The sequence below is a fragment of the Wenzhouxiangella marina genome (assembly GCF_001187785.1).
Lineage (GTDB): Bacteria > Pseudomonadota > Gammaproteobacteria > Xanthomonadales > Wenzhouxiangellaceae > Wenzhouxiangella > Wenzhouxiangella marina.
Genome location: NZ_CP012154.1, coordinates 2,249,246 through 2,271,319, shown reverse-complemented (window position 1 = coordinate 2,271,319; position 22,074 = coordinate 2,249,246). Strand labels below are relative to the sequence as shown.

Sequence of the window (22,074 nt, the reverse complement as noted above, 5' to 3'; positions counted from 1 at the left end):
TGGTAGGTCAGGGGTTGATCCGCTTCAGGTGCTGGTTGACGACCAGCCAGGCGCCGAGGATGCCGAACAGGCCGGCGCCGAGGATCAGCAGGGCGATAATTTCCAGTGCTGGCGGCTGAAGGGAGAAGTTCGCGTCATAGCTGCCACTCAGATCGGCGATCGGGCCGGCCAGGGCGATCAGGCCGAAGCGCACGATCAGCCAGGCCAGGGTGCCGCCGATCAGGCCGTACCAGAGACCCGTATAAAGGAAGGGGCGGCGGATGAAGGCCGGGGTCGCGCCGACCAGGGCCATGACTTCGATCTCTTCCCTTCGGTTCTGGATGTCCATGCGGATCGTGTTGGCGATGATGAAGGCCACGCCGACAGCGAACAGGGCCGCCAGCAGGATCACCAGCTGGCTGATGACGTCCAGCATCGCGTCCAGGCGTTCCAGCCACTTCAGGTCCACCACCACTGTATCGACACCGGCCTCGCGCTCCAGGCGATTGACCAGGGTCGGGATCGGCGTGCCCGTTTCCGGCGTGATTTCCAGCACCCAGGGCAGGGGGTTGTCGGGCAGGCTGTCGGCCAGGTTCTCGATCTGCAGCTGGCCGGTGACTTCGGCCAGGCCGATCTCCGGGCTGATCGGGTCGACGGCGGCGACCTCGTCCCAGAGCGTGATTCGGGAACCGAGGCTTCGTGCCGCGTTCTCGTCGACGTCCTGGTCGAGAAAGACCGAGAGCGTGTCGAGCCGCTCCCAGTTCTGGCTGATCCGGCTGACGTTGTCGAGGGTCACGTGCAGGGCCGTGGGCAGGGTCAGGGCCACGGCCAGCACCACCAGGGTCATCGCCGAGGCGATGGGCTGGCGGGTCAGGGCACCGAGGGAGGAGAGGAAGCTGAAGGCATGGCGCCGGGCCCAGGCGCGCACGCCGGCGGCACCCGGCAGGGCTTCCATGCCGCCATGCCTAGACCGTGCCATGGGCGTCTCCCGTGTAGATCTGGCGCGAGGGCAGGTCGTCGATCATCTCGCCGTCCTTGAGGACGAGCACGCGGCGTCCGAGTTGGCGGATCAGCTCCAGGTCATGGCTGGCGATCAGTACCGTGACGCCGAGTTCGTTGAGCTGCAGAAAGTAGTTCATCAGCTCCGCGGACATCTCGGGGTCGAGGTTGCCCGTGGGCTCGTCGGCCAGCAGCAGGGGCGGCTTGCCGATGATGGCCCTGGCGATGCCCACGCGCTGCTGCTGCCCGCCCGAGAGCATCGGCGGGTACATGTTCTCCTTTTCGAGCAGGCCGACCTTGTCCAGGGCGGCGCGGACGCGGCGTTTGATCTCGCCGTAGGACACGCCGGCGATCATCAGGGGCAGGGCGACGTTGTCGAAGACCTTCTTGTCCGAGAGCAGGCGGTGATCCTGGAAGATCACCCCGATGCGGCGGCGCAGGTAGGGAATATGGCGCCGGGCCAGCTTGCCGACGTTGCGACCGTCGAACATCACCTGGCCCCGGCTGGGCCGTTCGAGGAGGGCGATCAGGCGGAGCAGGGTGGACTTGCCCGCGCCGGAGTGCCCGGTCAGAAAAGCCAGCTCGCCTTTCTCGAGGCTGAAGTTGACGTCGCTCAGGGCCTGGATGCCGCCCGGGTAGCGTTTGGCCACGTGTTCGAATCGGATCATGACAACAGGGCCCGGTGGGTGGGTTCGTGTGCGGCGGGGGTGCCGTTGTGACGGAGATGGCTTTGACATGGACCGTCGGGGACGTGGCCCCGACCTACGGCAATAGCCGTTACGGCGGCCTCGTCACTTTCGACGGGCGCGATCGCGTAGGTCGGGCCCACGCGCCCGACGGACCATGCCTGAATCTGTCTCCTCCTGCCTGCAATGGAGGGATGGTGAATCTGCCTTTGTCGAATCCCGTACACCATCACGACAACAACTGGCTCATGTTCAGGATCGGCAGCATGATGGCCAGCACGATGTAGAGCACCATCAGGCCGACGGCGAGGATCAGGGCCGGTTGGAGCACGGCCAGCATGACGGTGGTCGCGGACTGGAGTTCGCGCTCCTGGATGTCGGCGGCGTGTTCGAGCATCGGGGCGAGTTCGCCGCTGCGCTCGCCGCCGGCGATCAGGCGACGGGCCATCGGCGGCAGCCAGGCGGCCGAGTGCAGGCTGGCGCTCAGGGACTGGCCTTCGCGGACCTGGCCGGCGGCGCGTTCCAGGTCGGCCTGGACCTGGTGGTTCTCGACCACGCGGGCCGCGACCTTCAGGGCCTCGACCAGGGGCACGGCGCTGTTGGTGAGGATGGCCAGGGTGCGGGTGAAGCTGGCGGTCTGGCGTGCGCGGGTCAGGCGGCCGATGACGGGCAGGGCGAGGAGGCGCCGGTCGATGGCCAGCCGCGGCCCGGGCGAGCGCCAGAGCAGGAGCAGGCCGAAGCCCGCGCCGATCAGGCCGAGCAGCAGCCACAGGCCGTGATTCGAGATCAGCCCGGAGATCGCCAGCAGGCTGAGAGTCAGGTCGGGCAGTTCCTGGCCGGCGGTCTCGAACACGCCGGCCACGCGCGGGACGACGAAGCCGATCAGACCCCAGACCACGCCCACGGCGATGATCGCGAGCAGGGCCGGGTAAATCAGTGCCAGGCTGACACCGCGGGCGGTCTCCTCGCGCTGTTCGGCGTAGTCGGCCAGGCGGGCGAGGACGCGGTCGATCTGTCCGGCGCGCTCGCCGGCGGCCACGGAGGCGCTGTAGAGGGCCGGAAACAGGGCCGGGTGCTCGGCCATGGCCGAACTCAGGCTCTGGCCCTCCATGACCCGCGAGCGGATCGCGCCGAGCTGGCGGCGCTGGGCCGAGGCGTCGGTCTGCTCGACCAGGATGCCGAGGACTTCTTCGAGGGTCAGGCCGGCGCGCAGCAGGGTGGCGAGCTGGCGGAGCACCAGGGCGCGTTCGCGGCCCTGGGAGCGGAGCGAGAACTCGCGCTTCGACTGGGTCTCCACCTGCTGGATGTCCAGCGGAATGAGACCGCGTTCCCGCAGCTGGGCGCGGGCAGCCCGGGCATTGTCGGCCTGGATGACACCGCGGGCGGTGTGCTGGCCATCCAGGGCCTGGTACTCGAAGGCCGCCACTGGACTACACCGTCCGCGTCACGCGCAGCACTTCTTCCAGCGAGGTCGTTCCGGCCACGGCCTTGCGCCAGCCGTCCTCCAGGATCGAGGGCCCGCCGGCGCGTGCGAGCTTTTCCAGGGCCTGCTCCGAGGCGCCGTCGTGGATGTGCTGACGCAGGGTCTCGTCGATGGCGACCAGCTCGTAGATGCCCGTTCGACCCTTGTAGGCCGACTGGCCTGCAGGCAGGTCGGCGCGCGGGCGGTAGAGCGTGGTGGCGCCGTGGCCGTCCAGGCCCAGGCGCGCGAGTTCCTCGGCGCTGATCGTGTAGGCCTCGCGCGTCTCGGGGTCGAGGACGCGGACCAGGCGCTGGGCGAGCACGCCGATCAGGCTCGACGCGAGGAGAAAGGGCTCGATGCCCATGTCGACGAGGCGGGTGATCGCACCCACGGCGGTGTTCGTGTGCAGGGTCGAGAGCACCAGGTGGCCGGTCAGGCTGGCCTGGACCGCGATACGGGCGGTTTCCAGGTCGCGAATCTCGCCGACCATCACGACGTCCGGATCCTGGCGCAGGATGGCGCGCAGGCCGCGGGCGAAGGTCAGATCGACCTTGGGGTTGACCTGGGTCTGGCCGATGCCGTCGAGGTCGTACTCGATCGGGTCCTCGACGGTCATGATGTTGCGGCTGCGATCGTTCAGGCGCAGCAGGGCCGAATACAGGGTGGTCGACTTGCCCGATCCGGTCGGGCCGGTGACCAGCAGGATGCCGTGCGGCCGTGTGATCAGCTGGGCCATCCGCGCTTCCGTGTCCGGATCCATGCCCAGTTCGGCCAGGTCGAGGCGTCCGGCCTGCTTGTCCAGCAGTCGCAGGACCACGCGCTCGCCGTGGTTCGAGGGCAGGGTGGAGACGCGAACGTCCACCGGACGACCGGCGATGCGCAGGCCGATGCGACCGTCCTGGGGCACGCGCTTCTCGGCGATGTCCAGACGGGCCATGACCTTGATGCGCGAGGTGATCAGGCCGGCGAGGCCGCGGGCCGGCGCCATGACCTCCCTGAGCACGCCGTCGACGCGGAAGCGGATCGACAGGCGGTCTTCGAAGGGTTCGAGGTGGATGTCCGAGGCGTTCTCGCGAATCGCCTGGGTCAGGACGCCGTTGATCAGGCGGATGATCGGCGCGTCGTCCTCGCTTTCCAGCAGGTCGGCGGGTTCGGGCAGGTCGTCGGCCAGGCGAGCCAGGTCGAGGTCCTCGCCCAGGTCTTCGGCGACCTGACGGGCGGCCTCGTCGCCGGATTCGTACAGGCGGCTGACCAGGGCTTCGAATTCACCGGCGCCGAGGCGCTCGATCTGCACCGGCGCACTCAGGCGCCGGCGGACCTCCTGGACGGCGGCCAGGTCGACGGGTTCGCGCACGGCCAGGCGGACGTGGCCATCGGCGCTCTCGCCGGCCACCGCCACCCCGCGCTTGCGGGCAAAACCGTAGGCCGGTCGAAACTCAGCGTCCATCCGGCTCGGTCTGGAGGAAGGCTTCCAGCTCGGGCAGCAGGGGCATGTCGTCGGAACGCGTCAGGCCCGGTGCGCGTTCCCGCTGCAGCAGCTGCTGGCTGCGGATACCTGAGTACTTGCTGCGCGTGACCTCGTTCATCAGCGCCTCGTCGTGCAGGATGCGCGGGCGGATGAAGACCATCAGATTGCGCTTGATGTTGCTCGTCGAGCGGTACTTGAACAATTCGCCGAGCAGGGGGATGCGGCTCAGGCCCGGCACGTTCTCGACCTGCTCCTGCAGGTCTTCCGAGATCAGGCCACCGAGCACCAGCATCGAGCCGTCGGGCACCATCACGCGGGTGGTGATCGTGCGCTTGTTGGTGATCAGGTCGACGGCACCGGCCGACGGTGCGAGGGTCGAGACTTCCTGGCTCAGGTCCAGAATGATCGTGTCGCCCTCGTTGATGTGCGGGGTGACGTTGAGCTTGATGCCGATCTCTTCGCGGTTGATGGTCTGGAAGGGGTTGACCTGACCGTCGCCCGAGGCAATGCCCTGGGTCGAGAAGCTGCCCGACAGGAAGGGCACTTCCTGACCGACGTTGATGCTGGCTTCCTGGTTGTCCAGGGTCACGATCGAGGGTGTCGAGAGCACGTTCGTGTTGGCGTCGTTGGCCAGGGCGCGGGCGAGGGCGCCGATCTCCAGAATCTCCACGCCGAGCAGGCTGGTGGTGCCGCGCACATAGCCCAGGTTCAGGCCACGGCCGGGCAGGAGCAGGCCGTTGTCCGTGGCGCTACCGGCTGCCGCGCCGAGGTTCAGGATGTTGTTGCCGCCGACGCCGAAATTGGTGCCGCCGAACAGGCCGTCGTCGCCTTCGGAAAAGGCCTGCCACTGCACGCCCAGCTCACGGCTCGTGTCCACGGCCACTTCGGCGATGATGGCTTCCACCAGGACCTGGGCGCGGCGTATGTCGAGCTGGCGGATCACGGACTGGATGCCCCGGAAGGCCGAGGGCGGGGCGGTGATCACCAGGGCATTGGTTTCCTCATGGGCCTGGATGCGCACGTCCTGGCTGCTGTCCTCGCCCGTCTGGATCAGTCCTTCGAGCACCGGCAGCAGGCTCTCGGCGGTGGAATAGCGCAGGTAGACGACCTGGGTCGAACCCTCGGCCTCCAGGGGCGTGTCGAGGTGGGTGATCAGGGTGCGCAGGCGAAGGCGACGGTTCGGATCGCCGCCGAGGATGATCGAGTTCGTGCGCTCGTCGGCCACAGCAGACTCGCGGCCGTTGTCGGCGTAGATGCGATTGATCAGGCCGACCACTTCGCCGGCGTCGGCGTGGTTCAGGGCGATCAGCTCCACGTCCTGATCGGTGACCGCGTCCAGGCGCTGGATGATGGCCTCGATGCGGCGCACGTTGGCGGCGCGGTCGGAGATCAGCAGGCTGTTCGAGCTCTCGTGGTGGGTCATGAAGGCCGACTGCGGCAGCAGGTTGCGCAGCAGGGCCGAGATTTCCGAGGCCTGGACGTGCTGCAGCGGGATGATGCTGGTGATCGGCTGATCACCCCGGGCGCGGCCGTCGTCCATCGGCACGCGGCCGTCCTGGCGGGCGTTGGCGTCGGGCAGGACCCGGACGACGTTGTTTTCCTCGACCGCGGTGAATCCGTGCACGCGCAGGATCGACAGGAACATGTCGTAGACCTCGTCGGCGTCCAGGGACTGGGTGCTGATCACGGTCACGCGGCCGGTGACCTGCGGGTCGACGATCATGTTCTTGCCGGTCATGTCCGCGACCGCCGCGATCAGCGAGCGGATCTCGGCATCCTGGAAGTTCAGCACGTGGCCGTTGTCGCTGCTCGTCTCGCTCTGGGCCAGCGCGGACAGGGGCAGCAGAACGGCGAGCAGGAACGGGAGGAATCGACTGGAAATCATTGGTTTTGCAGGCTCCGGAGGATCTGATCGAGATCGGGGCGCAGGACCATTTCCCGGCCCTGTCGGTTGATGGTAATGGTCACTTCGCCACGCTGCAGCACGTCGGCGAACAGGCTCTGCACCTGCGCCTCGGACTCCAGGGGCTGACCGTTGACGGCGGTCACGACGTCGTTGACCTGCAGGCCCAGGTCGGCGAACAGGCGAGCATTGCGGCCCGGGCGCACGCGGAAGCCGCCGCCGTTGACGGGCAGGACGGTGATGTTGTTGGCCATGCCGCTCAGGTCGATCCCGGCCATGCTGGTCAGTTCGGGCATCGATGCGGTGCTGATGCCGGTCGGCGCCTGGAAGCCCCGGAAACCGGGCATCGGGTTGGCCACGATGGGGTTCGGGCCGCCCGTGCGGGGAGTGGCCGCGGCGGCGCTGCGCGAGGGCGAGGTGTCGAGGCGGTCGCGCTCCAGGGCGAGAATCTCATCGCGGCCGTTGGCCGAGAGAATCACCTGGCTGGTTTCGATGGACTGCAATCGTGAGCCATCGGGCAGTTCATCGCCGACACGGTAGACGCCTTCCCGGCCGCTGTCGGAGATCATCGCGTAGCCGTCGTCGCCGCTGACCACGCCGACCAGGCGCAAGCTGGATCGGCTGACGGTCGCCACGGGACGAACCGGTGTGGCCAGGCTGCGCGACTGGCCGAACAGCTGCCAGCGGAATTCGCCGCTACTGGCGCTGGCCTGGCTGATGCGGGGGACTGGCGGCACCGGTGCGCTCTGGACCTCGGGACCACCGAGCAGCAGCCACACGATGCGAAGCAGCAGCCACAGGGCAGCGAGCGCCAGCAGAGCGGTGCTGAACAGGGCCACGCGCCCGGAATCGAGGGTGTGAAGATGCTGTGCCAAGGGACTCCGAAAAATCGCGGATCGACTGCCGGGAGATTAGCACACACCGGCCCTTCGGGCGGGCCGGTTCAGGCCTGAGCGGGTGGCTTTCCGCTGCGCCGACGGCGGGACCGTCCGCGGCCACCGCCACCTCTGGATTTGCCGTCGTCCGGGCTCTTCTTGCGCGGCGGCGCCTTCTTCAGCTCCGGCAGGCTGTCCGGATCGTGCTGCATCACCGGCAGGGACATGCCGATGTATTCCTCGATCTCCGGCAGATGGAAGGCGTAGTCCTCGCAGGCGAAGCTGATCGCATCCCCGGTGGCACCGAGTCGGGCGGTCCGGCCGATGCGGTGGACGTAGTCAGCGGCGTCCTGGGGCAGGTCGTAGTTGAAGACGTGGCTGACGTCCGGGATGTGCAGGCCGCGAGCCGCCACGTCCGTCGCGACCAGTACCGCCAGCTCGCCGTCGTGGAAGCGCTTGAGCAGCTTCTGACGCTTGGCCTGGGGCACGTTGCCGGCCAGCATGGCGGCGTCGAAGCCGTTGGCCTTGAGCACCCGGGCGACCCGATCGGCGGCGTGGCGGGTGTTCACGAAGACCATGATGTGCTTGTCTTCCTTGTCGGCCAGCAGCTGGACGAGTAGCGGCAGCTTCTCCCGATTGGCCGGGTAGTAGACCACCTGGGTCACGCGGTCGGTGGTCATCTGCTCTTCTTCGATGCGGACCGTCTCGACCTCGTTCATGTGTTCGTAGGCCAGCTCGGTCACCTTCAGCGGGAAGGTGGCGGAGAACATCAGGGTCTGGCGCTTTCCGACCGGCGTCATGCGGCGGAACAGGAAGCGGATGTCGGTGATGAAGCCCAGATCGAACATGCGGTCGGCTTCGTCCAGCACCGCGACCTCGATGTGCTTGAGGTTGTAGATGTCCTGTTTCAAATAGTCGATCAGGCGCCCCGGGGTGCCGATCAGGACGTCCACGCCCTCGGCGATCTCGTCGCGCTGCTTGGCGTAGTCGACGCCGCCGTAGGCGAGCAGGAAGCGCAAGCCCGTGTGCTTGCCGAGCAGTTCCGCATCGCGGTGGATCTGGATCGCCAGCTCGCGCGTCGGTGCGATGCAGATCGCGCGGGGATTGGGGCCCGGGCCCTGCGAGTCCGGTGAGAGCAGGCGCTTGAAGATGGCGAGCAGGAAGGCCGCCGTCTTGCCGGTGCCGGTGCGAGCCTGGCCGGCCACGTCGCTGCCCTTGAGGGCCAGGGGCAGGGTCTCGGCCTGAATCGGTGTGCAGCGCTCGAAGCCGGCTTCGTTCAGGCCTTTGAGCATGCGTTCGTCGAGATCGAAGGAGTCGAAGCGGGTGTCTGTCAGGACGACTTCGGAGGTCGGATTGTCGGACATCGGGTGATTGAGGTTCCTTGAATTTGGTCGGTGCGGCCTAGACATAGAGCGCAGGGAGCGCGGTGCCGTCACCTGGGCTGTGCATCCCGTAGTATATTGATTATTCTTGATCCGTGCCGGCCTGCGGGCCACCACGACCAGGAAAGCCCTTGAACTTCGGCCCGAATCGATAGCGCTCGGGTCGCGTCCCGCCTCTCACCAAGGAGTGTCCACAAGTGAGTGACAAGATTGTCCATGTCTCCGACAGCGACTTCGAGCAGACCGTGCTGAAGGCCAGCGGGCCCGTACTGGTCGACTACTGGGCCGAGTGGTGCGGTCCCTGCAAGATGATCGAGCCGATCCTGCACGAGATCGCCGATGAATACGCCGGCAAGCTGACCGTTGCCAAGGTCAATATCGACGAGAACCAGCAGATCACCGCCAAGTACAAGATCCGCGGCATTCCGACCCTGATGGTGTTCGAGAACGGTGAGCCGCAGGCGACCAAGGTGGGTGCTCTGACGAAGTCCGCCCTGAAGGCCTTCGTCGACGAGTCGATCTGAGCCGCACTGGGCCCATGCGCCCCGCTCGGGCCGGCGGGTGCGCAGGGGTTGATCGGTGAAGGGTTAGCTCGCTGGACTCGACCGCCAAATAGTGCTAACTTAGAAAAATCTGAGGCGGGCACCCGCCGCAAAATCCCTTTACTATCCTCTCGGGAAACCGGGCCTACAGCAATCTGAACTGGCACAGCCGACTTCCGGATGCCTTCACCGGCGAACTCTCCGTTTGCCCAGGGCATTCGTGTGTGCAACCGATGGAACACACGTCCATGAATCTGACCGAACTCAAGAGAAAACCCGCCAAGGACCTGATCGAGATGGCCGAAGAACTCGGCATCGAGAACATGGGGCGCTCCCGCAAGCAGGACGTGATCTTCGCGATCCTCAAGGCCAAGGCCAAGAACAAGGAAGCCATCTACGGCGATGGCGTGCTGGAGATCCTCCAGGACGGCTTCGGTTTTCTCCGCTCCTCGGAGGCCTCGTACATGGCGGGCCCGGACGACATCTACGTCTCGCCCTCCCAGATCCGCCGTTTCAACCTGCGCACCGGCGATTACATCTCCGGCAAGATCCGACCGCCGAAGCAGTCCGAACGCTACTTCGCGCTGCTGAAGGTCGAAGAGCTCAACTACGACAAGCCCGAGGCTTCGAAGAACAAGATCCTGTTCGAGAACCTGACGCCGGAATTCCCGCGCGAACAGCTGAAGCTCGAGCGCGGCAATGGCTCCACCGAGGACATCACCGGTCGCATCATCGACCTGATCGCGCCGATCGGCAAGGGCCAGCGTGGCCTGGTTGTCAGCCCGCCGAAGGCCGGCAAGACGATGATGCTGCAGAACATCGCCACCGCGATCCGGGCCAACAACCCCGAGTCGCACATGATCATCCTGCTGATCGACGAGCGTCCGGAAGAAGTCACCGAGATGCAGCGCAGCGTCGACGCCGAGGTCATTTCCTCGACCTTCGACGAGCCGGCCACCCGTCACGTGCAGGTGGCCGACATGGTCATCGAGCGCGCCAAGCGCCTGGTCGAGCATCGCAAGGACGTGATCATCCTGCTCGATTCCATCACCCGACTGGCGCGCGCCTACAACACCGTCGTGCCCTCCTCGGGCAAGGTTCTGACCGGTGGTGTCGACGCGAACGCCCTGCAGCGCCCCAAGCGCTTCTTCGGCGCGGCGCGCAACATCGAGTCCGGCGCCAGCCTGACGATCATCGCCACGGCCCTGGTCGACACGGGTTCGAAGATGGACGAGGTGATCTACGAGGAGTTCAAGGGCACCGGCAACATGGAAGTCCATCTGAGCCGCCGGATCGCCGAGAAGCGCGTCTACCCGGCCATCGACATCAACCGCTCCGGCACCCGCCGCGAGGAGCTGATGGTCGGTGAGAACCAGCTGCAGAAGATGTGGATTCTCCGCCGGATCCTGCAGCCGATGGACGAGGCGCAGGCGATCGAGTTCATGCTCGACAAGCTCAAGGTCACCAAGACCAACGAAGAATTCTTCAACTACATGAAGCGCTGATAATGACTGCAAGTGGCGATTGAACTCTCAATGGGGCGGTTTTGCCTGTTGACCCTTTCGGGAGCTCGGGTCTGGAACGGAAAGTGCGTTTCTTCGCGAACCAAGTTGTGAGCGGTTCTGATGGGGTGGCCGATGAACGGTAATGCGGCCATTCCGACTCGAAGACATTCCATTCTCCCTGGATTGATTATCGAGCTGGCACTGGCTTTTGTTCCTTCACTGGCTTTCCTGTCCTGGTACGCCTGGAAACTTCTGCTGCCTTCGCCGCCCTGGGTAGCTCATCTTTACCTGATTGGGCTGGCCTTCCTTGCTTTTCTTTCTTGCAGGCTCATGGTCTGCACCTTTCCCTTGCCAAACAAGCTCCGCAGCCTATTAAATTCAAGCCTCTTCGTGGCCCTGTGGAGCTTGATATGGGTTTACTACGCGCTTGTCGCAACCGGCTTGAATATGTGGGGCAGGGTGGTCTCCTTGGATCTTGTCCAGAGGTACAGCGGCACCCAACTGATCGCACTACTGGATACCCTTGGTGTGTCTCCTATCCTGTTGCTGGTGATTTTTGGTCTGATCGTTGTTGGCATGGTCCTTGCGCTGAGTCGGATCTGGCGCCGCTGGGACTGGGTTCATGAATTGGTGGGGCGCCACCTGAGTCGTGTTTCGACCGCCGCACTATCCATCATGCTTATAGCGATTGTTTTCGCGCGGCTGATGACGTTTTCAGCCGAGCCGGAGCTGGATTCTTTCGAGCCATTTTCATTGACGTTCTTTTCTCAACAGGCCGTGATGCCGATGCAGGGATTCAAAGCGGATCCCCTTGTGACAAGGCAGTTGAATATCGAAGCGGAGCAAGCAAGGCTGGAGTACCCCGAAAGTCAGATTTTCGAGTCGCGAAACGTGGTGCTAATCGTGGTAGATGGCCTGAGGGCTGATCGTATGGGGGTTCTGGGCGCAGATCGAGAAACCACACCATTTCTGTCCGCGCTGAGAAATGAGGGGAAGTTCTCCATGGCTGGAAGCGTCTACTCTTCATGCGCGGAGTCCGTTTGTGGTCTGCTTGCGATCAACGCCTCCATTTATCCGCATCATTTTTCTGATCGCTTGATCACTCTTTCCGAAGTGTTGATGATCATGGGGTATGAAGTCCATCATTACCTGAGTGGGGATCACACGAATTTCTATAACGTCAGCCGCTTCTATGGTCCTCACGATATTGCATTCGACGGGCACTCGGCTGGTCGCGATGCCAACGATGATCGCGTTGTTCTCGAGCGTCTTTCGTCGCTAGAACAATGGTCTGGCTCGCCGACGATGATAAAGATGCATCTGATGTCCGCCCACAATATCGGCAGACGCTGGGGGCAGACGGACGAGTTTGCTCCCGCCGCCAATTACACTTTGCCTGGGTTGCGCGATTTCGAATCGGCGCTTAACTATTACGACAATGGGGTCTTGCAGACAGACAGGGTGATCCAGGAAGCGCTGCAAATACTTGAACAGAAGGGCTATTTGAAGGATGCTGTGGTGGTGATTACGGGCGATCACGGAGAGCTGCTGGGGGAGCATGGCGCTTGGGGGCATGCGAAGACGCTCTATGAGCCAGTGATTAGAGTGCCGTTCTTGCTCCTCCCGCGGTGGGGGCAATCCGTGTCCCGGCCGCTGATCCGAGTCGATTTTGGTGGGCTGGTGGACGTGGCTCCATCGATTGCTCATGAATTGGGACTACGTCTCCCTGCGACCTGGCGGGGTCTTCCCTTACAGCAGGGCTCTGGCAGTCGAGTGATTCATCTTCGTCAGGGCCATCTGATCGGCAGAGTATCCAGGTTGCAGGGCGCGCTCTGGAAGTATTGGCTGGATCTCAGAAGCGGGGAGGAGGCAGCGTTTAATCTTCTCCACGATCCCAACGAGACAACGAACCTGGTCGAGTCGCTTCCTCCTGCGTTGAGGTTGGAGTGGCGGAGGGCGAGCTACTCGCTGTCTGGGCTTGTGCACGCTCAAGAAGAGCCACAAGCGGCTAGCTCAGTCCATTAAGCCGACAGTAAGCGGGCATCGCTGCTCATGCTGCGAACAGCTTCGAGAGCAGTTGCATGGTAGGCGGCCGGTTGTCGGGTTGGTAATCGCAGTTGCCGCCAGGGTCAAGCGCTTTTCCTCACCAGGCTTTCACAACATGAATTCACAATTGTGAAACTGTTGGAATGAAAAAGGACTGAACTTTGACTGATTCCGAAGGCAATGCCACGCTGCTGCTGGTCGAAGATCATGACGATCTCGCGGCCAGCATCGGCGACTATCTCGAGTCCCTGGGCTTTGCCATGGACTATGCGGCGGACGGCGCGATCGCGCTGAATCTGCTCGAGGAAAACCCCTACGACGCCATCATCCTCGACTTGATGTTGCCGAAGATCGACGGCATCCGGGTCTGCGAGCGCCTGCGCGAGCGGGGCGATGGCACGCCGATCCTCATGCTCACGGCTCGCGACCAGCTCGATGACAAGGTGGCGGGTTTCGACGCCGGCGCCGATGACTATCTGGTCAAGCCCTTCGAGATGGAAGAGCTCGCGGCCCGTGTCCGGGCGCTGATTCGGCGGGCGCGCGGCGAAATGTCCGATGGCGCCATGCGCGTCGGCGATCTGGTCTTCGATCCGCGCACGATGCGCGTCGAGCGGGCAGGGCAGCGGGTCAATCTGTCGCCCACCTCGGTGCGGATCCTCAAGGTGCTGATGCGCGAATCGCCCCGTCTGGTCAGCCGGGAGCAGTTGGAAAACGAGCTCTGGGGTGATCTGCTGCCCGACTCGGACACCCTGCGCTCGCACATGTACAACCTGCGCAAGGGCATCGATCGTCCCTTCGAAGTCAAGCTGCTCCATACCGTTCAGGGCATGGGCTTCAAGATCGCCACGCCGGAAGACGCCTGAACAGGTGTCCCAAGTCGGCCCTACGGGGCCGACGACCGGAGAATCGAAGGTCGGGGTCACATCCCCGAAGGATCATGCAGTGGGCGTCCCCGCCCGATCCGTCGTAGGTCGGCCCCACGCGGCCGACGGCCGGAGAATCCAGCAACCCAGGAGAATGGCGACAGGCCCATAGTCGTAGGTCGGCCCCACGCGGCCGACGACCGGAGAATCCAGCAATCCAGGAGAATGGCGACGGCCCCCGAGCCGGACTGACCCCGTGGCCCAAAGTCAGCTATACAACCAGAAATCCACGATCCGATCACCGTACAGCAGAGCGATGAAGCCGGCCGCGGCCAGGTAGGGGCCGAAGGCGATCGGAACGTCCTTGCCATGGCGGGTCGCGATCATGAGCACGATCCCGACGACGGCCCCCACGAAAGAGGCCAGCAGGATGATGACCGGCAGCATCCACCAGCCCAGCCAGGCACCAAGGGCCGCCAGCAGCTTGAAGTCGCCGAAGCCCATGCCTTCCTTGCCGGTCAGCAGCTTGAACAGGTGGAACACCGCCCAGAGGACGCCGTAGCCCGCGGCAGCACCGATCACGGCCTCTTCCAGGCTGGCGAACAGCCCCCACTGGAGGTTGACCAGCAGTCCCAGCCAGAGCAGGGGCAGGGTGATCTGGTCCGGCAGCAGCTGCTGATCGAAGTCGATGCCGGTCAGGGCAACCAATGACCAGGTCAGCACCAGGGCGCCGAGCGCCTCGGGGGAGGGCCCGAAGGCCTGGACGACGATCACCGAAAGCACCGCAGTGCTGAACTCGACCAGGGGGTAGCGGAACGGAATGCGCTTCTGGCAATTCCGGCAACGCGCCTTCAGGACCAGCCAGCTGAGCAACGGAACATTGTCGTACCAGGCGATCGCCTTGCCGCACTGGGGGCAGTGCGAGCGGGTGAACACCAGGCTGGGGGGCTGACTGGCCTCCTGGTCCTGCTCGATTTCGAGCAGTTCTCGGCACTGGCAGCGCCAGTCGTGCATCAGGCGCGCCGGAAGGCGCAGGATCACGACATTGAGAAAGGATCCGACGAGAAGGCCGAAAACGAAGACTATCATTCCCAGTGCCAGCGGATGAAGGCTGCTGAGAAAATCAAAGTAATTCAATGGATTGCCCTTGGTATCGAAGGCGCGAAGCGAAACGGCTCCGAGGAGGGCCCGACGCGCCAGGCGCCGGGCCGAACCGGATTTACATCACCGCAGCCATCTGGAAGATCGGAAGATACATGGCGACGACGAGGCTGCCGACCACGACGCCGATGAACACGATGATCAGAGGTTCGAGCAGGCTCGACAGTGCGTCGACCGTATTGTTGACTTCTTCCTCGTAGAACGTAGCCACCTTGTTCAACATGGCGTCCAGTGAGCCGGCTTCCTCACCGATGGCGGTCATCTGGATGAGCATTGGCGGAAACAGGCCGGTCTGCTGCATGGCCAACTGCATCTGATGGCCGGTCGAAACATCTTCTCGGATCTTCAGCACGGCCTCTTCGTAAACCACATTGCCGGTGGCCCCGGCGACGGTCTTGAGAGCATCGACCAGCGGTACACCCGCCGCAAAGGTGGTGGCCAGTGTGCTGGCGAAGCGGGCCAGAGCAGACTTCTCCAGTACCGGGCCGATGACGGGAATCTTCAGGGACATTCGATCGAGGAAGTGCGCGAAGGGCTTGTTTCGCTTCTTGAGCTGCACGACGGCATAACCACCGCCGCCGACGACCAGGAGAATCCAGAAGATATTGCTCTGCAGGAACTCGGACGCCCCGATCACCAGTCGAGTGAAGGCCGGAAGATCGGCCCCGAAGCTCTGGAAGATCTGCTCGAACTGCGGGATGACGACGATCAGCAGCAGGGCCGTGACGCTGATGGCCACCGCCATGACGGTCGCGGGGTAGAACATGGCCTTCTTGACCTTGCCCTTGATCGACTCGATCCGCTCCTTGTAGCTCGCGATCGAATCCAGCACCTGATCGAGTACACCGGCGCTCTCGCCCGATTCCACCAGATTGACGTAGAGTTCGTCGAAGTAGGCCGGATGTTTGGCGACGGACTCGGCCAGCGTGGAGCCGGATTCGACGTCGTTCTGGATGTCCTTGATCAGTTTCTTCAGTCGAGGATTTTCGGCCGCCTGGGAGATGATCGTGAAGCTTTGGACGAGAGGGATGCCCGAGGTCAGCATGGTGGCCAGCTGGCGGGTGAAGATGGCGATGTCCCTGGCGGAAATTCGCTTGCCGGTCGAGCCGAAAAGAGCCTTGGGCTTCTTGCGAACCCGAGACGGCATGATGCCTTGCTGGCGGAGTTCCGCCTTGACGATGGTCTCGTTTCGACCCGTCTTCTCGCCCTTGAGCTTCTTGCCGCGTTTGTCCTTACCTTCCCAGAGGAAAGTCTCGAGTTCCTGCTTGGTCGTCGCCATGAACGCGCCACTCCTGCTTCGTGCCGATCCCCTTGATTGTTGCCATTTCGCTTGGAAAAGGGGCTACAAGACAGTGATTTTGCGCATAAAGCGCTGGAATTGCAAGCCGGGATTCCTGGGCCTGACCCGTAGCGCCTCGGGATTGGGGAGGGCGTCCCAGACCGGCTCTGATCGAGCCTGGCCGGTGTATTGCCGGTCGATGCTTCCCGCGTTTTGTCTCTGGCCCCGAACGGACTGGCCTAGTCCTTGGTCACTCGGTTCATCTCGATCAGGCTGAGCATCCCCCGCTTGACCTTGTTGAGTGCGGCCCGACGCAAGTCGATGATGCCCTCCGCCTCTGCCTGGCGCCCCAATTCCAGTGCGTTGCCGCCCTTGAGGATGATTTCCTCCATGGCTTCCGAAATGGGCATCACCTGGAAAACGCCGGTTCGTCCCTTGTAGCCCTGGTTGCACTGGTCGCAGCCGTTGGCCTGATAGATCTTGATGCCTTCTTCGATCTCGTCTTCCTTGAAGCCGATCTTGCGCAAGGCGTCGTCTGGGACATCTTCCAGCTTCTTGCACTTGTGCAGAGTTCGCCCGAGGCGCTGGGCCAGCACCAGGTGGACGGTCGAAGCGATGTTGTAGGTGGGCACACCCATATTCGCCAGTCGAGCAATGGACTGGGGGGCGTCGTTGGTGTGCAGGGTGGACAGCACCAAGTGACCGGTCTGGGCTGCCTTGATGGCGATCTCCGCAGTTTCCAGGTCACGGATTTCACCCACCATGATGATATCGGGATCCTGGCGCAGGAAGGACCGCAGTGCTGCCGCGAAGGTCAGACCCTGCTTGGTGTTCTGCTGGACCTGATTGACGCCCATCATGCGGATTTCGACCGGGTCCTCGACGGTGGAGATATTCGTGCCCTCGCCATTGAGCAGTCCGAGAGCCGTATACAAGGAGACCGTCTTACCGGAGCCGGTCGGGCCCGTGACGAGCACCATGCCGTAGGGCTTGTTGATGGCGGCCAGGTAGGCGTCCTTCTGCTCTTCTTCGAAGCCCAGCTTCTCCGGGCCCAGGAACGCGCCCGAGGAATCCAGGATTCGAAGCACGATCTTCTCGCCCCACAGGGTGGGGCAGGTCGAAACACGGAAGTCGAAGGCCTGACCCTTGGAGAGGTTCAGCTTGATGCGGCCATCCTGCGGGATGCGGCGCTCGGCGATATCCAGGCTGGACATGACCTTGATGCGCGCGGCCAGACGCGGTGCCATGCGCTTTGGCGGTTTGACCTGGGTCGCCAGTACGCCGTCGATGCGGAAGCGTACTCGGTACTCTTCTTCGTAGGGCTCGAAATGAATGTCCGAAGCGCCACGACGGATGGCGTCGACGAGAATCTTGTTGACGAAACGAACGACGGGGGCATCATCGGCGCCGGATGCGTCATTGCCGGACTTCTCGTCCTCTTCGTCGCTGGTGTTGAAGTTGAGGTTCTCGAGCTCGTCTTCTTCCTCGGTCAGCTCGCTGAACGCCTGCGCGGAGCCGGCCAGGGCCCTGTCGATGGCGCCGTCGATGGCGTTGAAGGGGGCGAGGATGGTTTCAACGCTGTAGCCGGTCGAGAAGGCGATCTCGTCCATCCCGGCCTTGTTGCCGGGATCGGCTGCTGCGACGTAGAGTTTCTTGCCCCGCTTGGTCAGGGGAAGAATCAGATGCTTGCGGAGCAGGTCCTCCTGCACGATGTCTGTCGGAGCGTGCTTCAGGTCGACGGCCGCCAGGTCGATAAGCGGCATGCCGAAATCCTCTGCGGCCACGTGCGCGAAGCCAACGGCATCGATCAGTTTTTCCCGTACCAGATGGCTGGTGAAAGTGCGCCCTTTTTCTGCGGCCTTGGCCATTGCCTCGATGGCCTGTTCCTCCGACATCAGGCCATTCTCGACCAGCTTGCGTCCGAGGTTCGAGAGTCTGAGCGAGGGCGTGGACTGGGCGTACATCAAGCGATCATCCGAAAGAATGCGATGTCTCGGATGCTATCCGTTCCCCCGCCGAATTGCAAAGGGCCACCAGCGGGCGCGCCAGGTGCCGGCGTGCCCCGTGGATAATCAGCTCCGGCACTCAGCCGGAACATGCTGGGGATTCGGGTGGCTGCTCGTGCAGGTCCAGGAGACGGAGTCGTTGATCGTGGCCTGTACTGGTGAAAAGGAGAACTGCCCAGAGCTGGTGCCGTCGCTTCCTGTGGATGAAATGGTGATCACACCATCGACGACATCGAAGTCGGAGCATCTCGGGGTGTTGGTGGTTGCCGCATCCATGCCGACATCAGCCAGCTGGACGTTGTCGACGGTGACGCCGTTCGAGTGGGCCGTATCCACAAGGGCCAGCTTGACGGCGGCCACCAGATTGACGCATTCGCTGTTGCTGGCTCGGATGCTGTAGTTCTGGTAGGCAGGCACCGCGATGGCCAGCAGAATGGCAAGGATCGCGATAACGATCATCAATTCGATCAGCGTGAAACCGGTTTGATGCGAAGAACGGGTCATTGGGGTGCTCCGGCATGAGGCTGTCTTAAGTGCTGCAATTCCTGTGCCCACCTGATCCCTGCTTTGCTGCCAGTCACGGTTCTGGGGCAAGTGGCCGCCTAGGGCTTGCGGCATCATTTGCAATTGGCCTGCCCGTGCGGCAGTGAGTCGGATTGCCAGGAGGGCTTCAGGCAACAAAAAAGCCCCCGACGATGTCGGGGGCTTTTCTCTGACGTGGCGATAACGCGGGTAGGTTATCGCTGGTACGTCAATTACTTATGAACGACACTCAGCCGGGACGTGCTGCGGGTTCCCGTGGTTCGCCGTGCAGTTCCACTGGATGGAGTCGTTGATGGTGGACTGCGTCGGGGTGAAGGTGAAGGTGCCTGCCGACGTGCCGTCGCTGCCCGTGCTGGCGATCGTGATCACGCCTGCGGCGACGGTCACACTGCCGCAGCGGGGAGTTGCAACGTTGGCCGGGACAACGCCTGCAGCCGTCGCAGTCGCGACACCGGTCGCCAGTACGCCGTTCGACTGGGCGGTTTCGGATACGGCCAGCTTGATGGAGGCGGCCAGATTGACGCACTCACTATTGGCGGCGCGGATCGAATAGTTCTGGTAAGCCGGGATTGCGATGGCCAGCAGGATGGCCAGAATGGCAATCACGATCATGAGTTCGATCAGGGTGAAGCCCTGCTGCTTCTGCATATTGCGGGGAAGGTTCATGTTCAAGCTCCTAATTTTGGTTTCTAGGTCGACATTGGCCAGACATGCGCCAGCCATCACAAAGGATAATGCAATTATTGCGCCAAGCAAAGCTTATTGTTGAGCTGCACCAAGCTTGCAATCCAACCGTTCTCGAGTCGAGCGAAGTGCGTCGTCCCTGCTGCATCCGCTCCCAGAGGTGTTTCGACACGGAATGTCGCAATGTGACAAAAATTGTCAGCCCGGTTCGGTCGTGACCGCAGACACTTGCCGCGCTTCGAGAGTTTAGTATCGCTAATCTCGAAGCAGTACATCTCGATAATCTTTGATCTCCTCGACCCAGACGCTTCGAGCCAAAGGATTGTCCGGAGGGGCGTTGAGCGCCTCCTCCAGTCGTTGTATAGCCATTTCGCGTTGCCCAGCCAGTACCAGATTGTAGGCAATGCGTACGACGGTCGAAGCATTGGGTTCGACACCCAGCGATTCTTCCAGAAAGACGTTCGATTCCAAGTAATCTTCTCGTGCTGCAGCAAGCTGAGCAGCAGCGTAGAGCACCCGATTCTCCGATGCTGGATTCTGGAACTGCTTGTCGTCCTCCAACACCAGCCGGACCAGGCCTTCGACCTCCAACGGGGTGATCTGAGGGCAAGGCTGGCGGCTCACTCTCAGTGCGAGCGAGTGCAGGCCGTCGGCTTCATTACGGTTCAAACGTTCGATATTTTCCAGCCTGCTTTTCAGGTTGACGAGGTATTCATCCAGTCGGTCTCGGCCGACGTCACAGAGCATCAGGCTTTGAGTCAGTAGGTAGACATCGTCGGGGTTGGCGCGCAGCGCGCGATCCAGGGTTTCGATCGCCGAAAAGTACAGATCATTCTCTACCTGAGCGCCTGCGAGAAATAGTGCAGCCCTGGGCGACTCAGGTCTCTGGGCAAACCATTGATCTCCAGCGTTCGACGGGTTGCCCCATGTGTGAGTCACGGTGAAAAGAGAGAATGCCAGCACGGCAACGTAAGCCAGCCCGCCTGCGATCGCGATTCTTGCATTATCGGTTGACACTGCAATCTGTGCGAGACCAGCAGTCAAGGCCAGGTAAAGGCCGAAGGCAGGCACGTAGTTTCGGTGGGCAAAATAAGGTTCCAGATACAGGATGGTCGATTCTGACAGGTGAGCGACAAAGAAAAATGCCAGACCGAACGCCACCAACGGGAAACGTCTTGCGAGCAATGGAATGCTTGCCAGCAGGAGCAATAGTCCAGCGATCGCAGGTACAGTGCTGGCGGGCTCCATGAGCCCCCTGGAAAGGGGGTAGGCGTCCGTGAACGGGTTCCCAGCGCGTGCCCCTGGTAGCAAGAGATTGATGAGGTAGTCCCAAATCGCCCTCGGTTGGGTCAGAACGCGTTCGAACATCGTGTAATTACGGAATTCGAACGTCGAGCTGGAGAGCGCGGCCGCAACGATAAAGCCAACGATCAGGGCCGCCATAAGCCCAAGGGCGCTCATCAGGATCTTCCTTGCTCGGGAATGACTCCAAGCCGATTCGGGCCTAACGAAGACCTCGATCAACAAGAGCAGGCACGGGAGAAGTGCGCCATTTTCCTTGCTGAGCGTCGCTGCAGCCGTCGCGCCCAGCACTGCGGTCCACGCGAGCAAACTACCCAGGCGTGGCCTGTCATCATATACGGTTCGGCCGACCAGGAACAGAATGACCCCGGCAAAGACGAACGTCGCGGACAGGGAGGTCATCCTTTGAATAATCAACAGGTTGGAGCTTGCAAGGAATGGTGAAAGACTCCAGATCGCACTGGTCATGAAGGCAACCCACAAGCCTTGGCGTGTCGTGGTCTGCGCCGCCTTGGCAAGCAAGTAAGCCGCAATGAACACCAGGACGGAGTTGACCAGATGAAGAATGATATTGATTCTCAAGAAGGCTGCTGGGTTTTCCGGATAGTGCTCCGCTTGGGCCGCAAAGGTGGCCAGGCTCAGAGGACGGCCCGTCGGCCCGCTGTCTCCGGAGACTGAAAAGATCAAGCCGGACTGCCAATCGTGGACTTGCTGCAATCCATCCAGATTTGCGGGGTCGTCGAAGTGCCAGGTCCCCCCTAGGCCGTACGAGTAGATCCAGAACGTCGCACAGAGCAGAACGCCGAGTCCCCCAAGGAAAGGGAAGAGGCTTCGAGAGTCTGGCTTTGATTCGATGGAATTCATTGCAATTTGAGAGAAATCCTGAGTGTTTGGTGACGCAACCGGGGGGGGGGCTGTGTGGCGGTTGTCCAACGATCAGAAAACGGGATCGCCAGTTCATCCGGGTAGGTGCTGTAAGCAATATTCATGCCAGCTTTCGAGGCGGCGACCGGTTCACATTCAAGTGCGGCGACTGGTTGCAGTCCAGTCGAGCTGCTGTCGTATCGAAACTTTCCGGTCCTGCTGCTCCCGATTTCGACGATCGATAGCTCGCGTTACTCACCGATTCTGCCTGAGTCCATTGTTCTCGAGTGTCTTTATGGCAACGGGAAGCCTAACCCAAGCCGGCCGCTTAGAGTCTCCGTGCGTCGATCGCACTGATCGAATCTGCTATCCAGTCCGCGGTGCATACTGGATCACGGGACGAAACTGTCGTATTGTTCTGCGGCATCCTGGTCCAATGTCCGAAACTGCAGGAAAGTGGTCCCTCAGACAGCAAGTGTCTTTCCGCTTACAAGTCAGGTCAAAAATCGAGCATGAGGGTAGAAC

The 22,074-nt window shown here is 62.6% G+C and carries 17 protein-coding genes; 4 read left to right on the top strand and 13 right to left on the bottom strand.

Features of this window, described 5'->3' with window-relative positions; all coding sequences use genetic code 11:
• Positions 1-7 precede the first annotated feature (7 nt).
• The 7 genes from ftsX to WM2015_RS09600 all read right to left on the bottom strand — a co-directional run bounded on the left by ftsX (position 8) and on the right by WM2015_RS09600 (position 8,736).
• The gene (gene ftsX / locus WM2015_RS09630) at positions 8-958 is read right to left on the bottom strand and encodes a permease-like cell division protein FtsX (protein ID WP_156201052.1); all 951 of its coding nucleotides are present in this window, start codon (positions 956-958) and stop codon (positions 8-10) included.
• On the bottom strand, positions 945-1,646 hold the full coding sequence (gene ftsE, locus WM2015_RS09625) for a cell division ATP-binding protein FtsE (protein WP_049725841.1): 702 nt from the start codon (positions 1,644-1,646) through the stop codon (positions 945-947). The genes ftsX and ftsE overlap by 14 nt, the downstream gene beginning before the upstream one ends.
• A gap of 247 nt (positions 1,647-1,893) precedes the next feature.
• Positions 1,894-3,090, bottom strand: a complete 1,197-nt coding sequence (locus WM2015_RS09620) for a type II secretion system F family protein (RefSeq protein ID WP_049725840.1) — start codon at positions 3,088-3,090, stop codon at positions 1,894-1,896.
• 4 nt (positions 3,091-3,094) lie between these two features.
• Positions 3,095-4,573, bottom strand: a complete 1,479-nt coding sequence (gene gspE / locus WM2015_RS09615) for a type II secretion system ATPase GspE (protein ID WP_049725839.1) — start codon at positions 4,571-4,573, stop codon at positions 3,095-3,097.
• A complete protein-coding gene (locus WM2015_RS09610) occupies positions 4,563-6,479 on the bottom strand; it encodes a secretin N-terminal domain-containing protein (RefSeq protein WP_049725838.1) in 1,917 nt (638 codons plus the stop codon). The genes gspE and WM2015_RS09610 overlap by 11 nt, the downstream gene beginning before the upstream one ends.
• Positions 6,476-7,372 carry a type II secretion system protein N gene (locus WM2015_RS09605; RefSeq protein WP_049725837.1) on the bottom strand — a complete coding sequence of 299 codons (897 nt, stop codon included), beginning with the start codon at positions 7,370-7,372 and terminating at the stop codon, positions 6,476-6,478. The genes WM2015_RS09610 and WM2015_RS09605 overlap by 4 nt, the downstream gene beginning before the upstream one ends.
• Before the next feature lie 68 nt (positions 7,373-7,440).
• A complete protein-coding gene (locus WM2015_RS09600; RefSeq protein WP_049725836.1) occupies positions 7,441-8,736 on the bottom strand; it encodes a DEAD/DEAH box helicase in 1,296 nt (431 codons plus the stop codon).
• Between the two features lie 215 nt (positions 8,737-8,951).
• On the opposite strand from WM2015_RS09600, the gene trxA reads away from it, so the two are divergent.
• The 4 genes from trxA to WM2015_RS09580 all read left to right on the top strand — a co-directional run bounded on the left by trxA (position 8,952) and on the right by WM2015_RS09580 (position 13,710).
• On the top strand, positions 8,952-9,278 hold the full coding sequence (gene trxA, locus WM2015_RS09595; RefSeq protein ID WP_049725835.1) for a thioredoxin TrxA: 327 nt from the start codon (positions 8,952-8,954) through the stop codon (positions 9,276-9,278).
• Positions 9,279-9,544: 266 nt separating this feature from the next.
• Positions 9,545-10,801, top strand: a complete 1,257-nt coding sequence (gene rho / locus WM2015_RS09590; protein WP_049725834.1) for a transcription termination factor Rho — start codon at positions 9,545-9,547, stop codon at positions 10,799-10,801.
• 132 nt (positions 10,802-10,933) lie between these two features.
• Positions 10,934-12,826 (top strand): sulfatase-like hydrolase/transferase, encoded by a 1,893-nt coding sequence (locus WM2015_RS09585; RefSeq protein ID WP_169751138.1) that lies wholly within the window; start codon positions 10,934-10,936, stop codon positions 12,824-12,826.
• 182 nt (positions 12,827-13,008) lie between these two features.
• Positions 13,009-13,710, top strand: coding sequence for a response regulator transcription factor (locus tag WM2015_RS09580; RefSeq protein WP_049725832.1), 702 nt, complete (start codon positions 13,009-13,011; stop codon positions 13,708-13,710).
• Between the two features lie 267 nt (positions 13,711-13,977).
• Here WM2015_RS09580 and WM2015_RS09575 read toward each other — a convergent pair whose 3' ends face one another.
• The 6 genes from WM2015_RS09575 to WM2015_RS09550 all read right to left on the bottom strand — a co-directional run bounded on the left by WM2015_RS09575 (position 13,978) and on the right by WM2015_RS09550 (position 21,549).
• The gene (locus WM2015_RS09575) at positions 13,978-14,799 is read right to left on the bottom strand and encodes a prepilin peptidase (RefSeq protein WP_049727044.1); all 822 of its coding nucleotides are present in this window, start codon (positions 14,797-14,799) and stop codon (positions 13,978-13,980) included.
• 130 nt (positions 14,800-14,929) lie between these two features.
• Positions 14,930-16,150 carry a type II secretion system F family protein gene (locus WM2015_RS09570; protein ID WP_049725831.1) on the bottom strand — a complete coding sequence of 407 codons (1,221 nt, stop codon included), beginning with the start codon at positions 16,148-16,150 and terminating at the stop codon, positions 14,930-14,932.
• Positions 16,151-16,389: 239 nt separating this feature from the next.
• Positions 16,390-18,114, bottom strand: a complete 1,725-nt coding sequence (gene pilB, locus WM2015_RS09565; protein WP_049725830.1) for a type IV-A pilus assembly ATPase PilB — start codon at positions 18,112-18,114, stop codon at positions 16,390-16,392.
• 108 nt (positions 18,115-18,222) lie between these two features.
• Positions 18,223-18,660: a pilin gene (locus WM2015_RS16365; RefSeq protein ID WP_049725829.1), complete on the bottom strand. Its 438-nt coding sequence runs from the start codon at positions 18,658-18,660 to the stop codon at positions 18,223-18,225.
• Positions 18,661-18,915: 255 nt separating this feature from the next.
• Positions 18,916-19,365 carry a pilin gene (locus WM2015_RS16360; protein ID WP_281173112.1) on the bottom strand — a complete coding sequence of 150 codons (450 nt, stop codon included), beginning with the start codon at positions 19,363-19,365 and terminating at the stop codon, positions 18,916-18,918.
• 273 nt (positions 19,366-19,638) lie between these two features.
• Positions 19,639-21,549, bottom strand: a complete 1,911-nt coding sequence (locus WM2015_RS09550; protein WP_049725827.1) for a hypothetical protein — start codon at positions 21,547-21,549, stop codon at positions 19,639-19,641.
• Positions 21,550-22,074 lie beyond the last annotated feature (525 nt).

Bases quoted from the DNA above. Each gene is read 5' to 3' on its own strand.
- WM2015_RS09575 (WP_049727044.1), bottom strand. From the start codon at position 14,799: ATGATAGTCTTCGTTTTCGGCCTTCTCGTCGGATCCTTTCTCAATGTC.
- WM2015_RS16365 (WP_049725829.1), bottom strand. From the start codon at position 18,660: ATGACCCGTTCTTCGCATCAAACCGGTTTCACGCTGATCGAATTGATG.
- WM2015_RS09610 (WP_049725838.1), bottom strand. From the start codon at position 6,479: ATGATTTCCAGTCGATTCCTCCCGTTCCTGCTCGCCGTTCTGCTGCCC.
- WM2015_RS09550 (WP_049725827.1), bottom strand. From the start codon at position 21,549: ATGAATTCCATCGAATCAAAGCCAGACTCTCGAAGCCTCTTCCCTTTC.
- ftsX (WP_156201052.1), bottom strand. From the start codon at position 958: ATGGCACGGTCTAGGCATGGCGGCATGGAAGCCCTGCCGGGTGCCGCC.
- gspE (WP_049725839.1), bottom strand. From the start codon at position 4,573: ATGGACGCTGAGTTTCGACCGGCCTACGGTTTTGCCCGCAAGCGCGGG.
- WM2015_RS09570 (WP_049725831.1), bottom strand. From the start codon at position 16,150: ATGGCGACGACCAAGCAGGAACTCGAGACTTTCCTCTGGGAAGGTAAG.
- rho (WP_049725834.1), top strand. From the start codon at position 9,545: ATGAATCTGACCGAACTCAAGAGAAAACCCGCCAAGGACCTGATCGAG.
- pilB (WP_049725830.1), bottom strand. From the start codon at position 18,114: ATGTACGCCCAGTCCACGCCCTCGCTCAGACTCTCGAACCTCGGACGC.
- ftsE (WP_049725841.1), bottom strand. From the start codon at position 1,646: ATGATCCGATTCGAACACGTGGCCAAACGCTACCCGGGCGGCATCCAG.
- WM2015_RS09600 (WP_049725836.1), bottom strand. From the start codon at position 8,736: ATGTCCGACAATCCGACCTCCGAAGTCGTCCTGACAGACACCCGCTTC.
- WM2015_RS09585 (WP_169751138.1), top strand. From the start codon at position 10,934: ATGAACGGTAATGCGGCCATTCCGACTCGAAGACATTCCATTCTCCCT.
- WM2015_RS16360 (WP_281173112.1), bottom strand. From the start codon at position 19,365: ATGAACCTTCCCCGCAATATGCAGAAGCAGCAGGGCTTCACCCTGATC.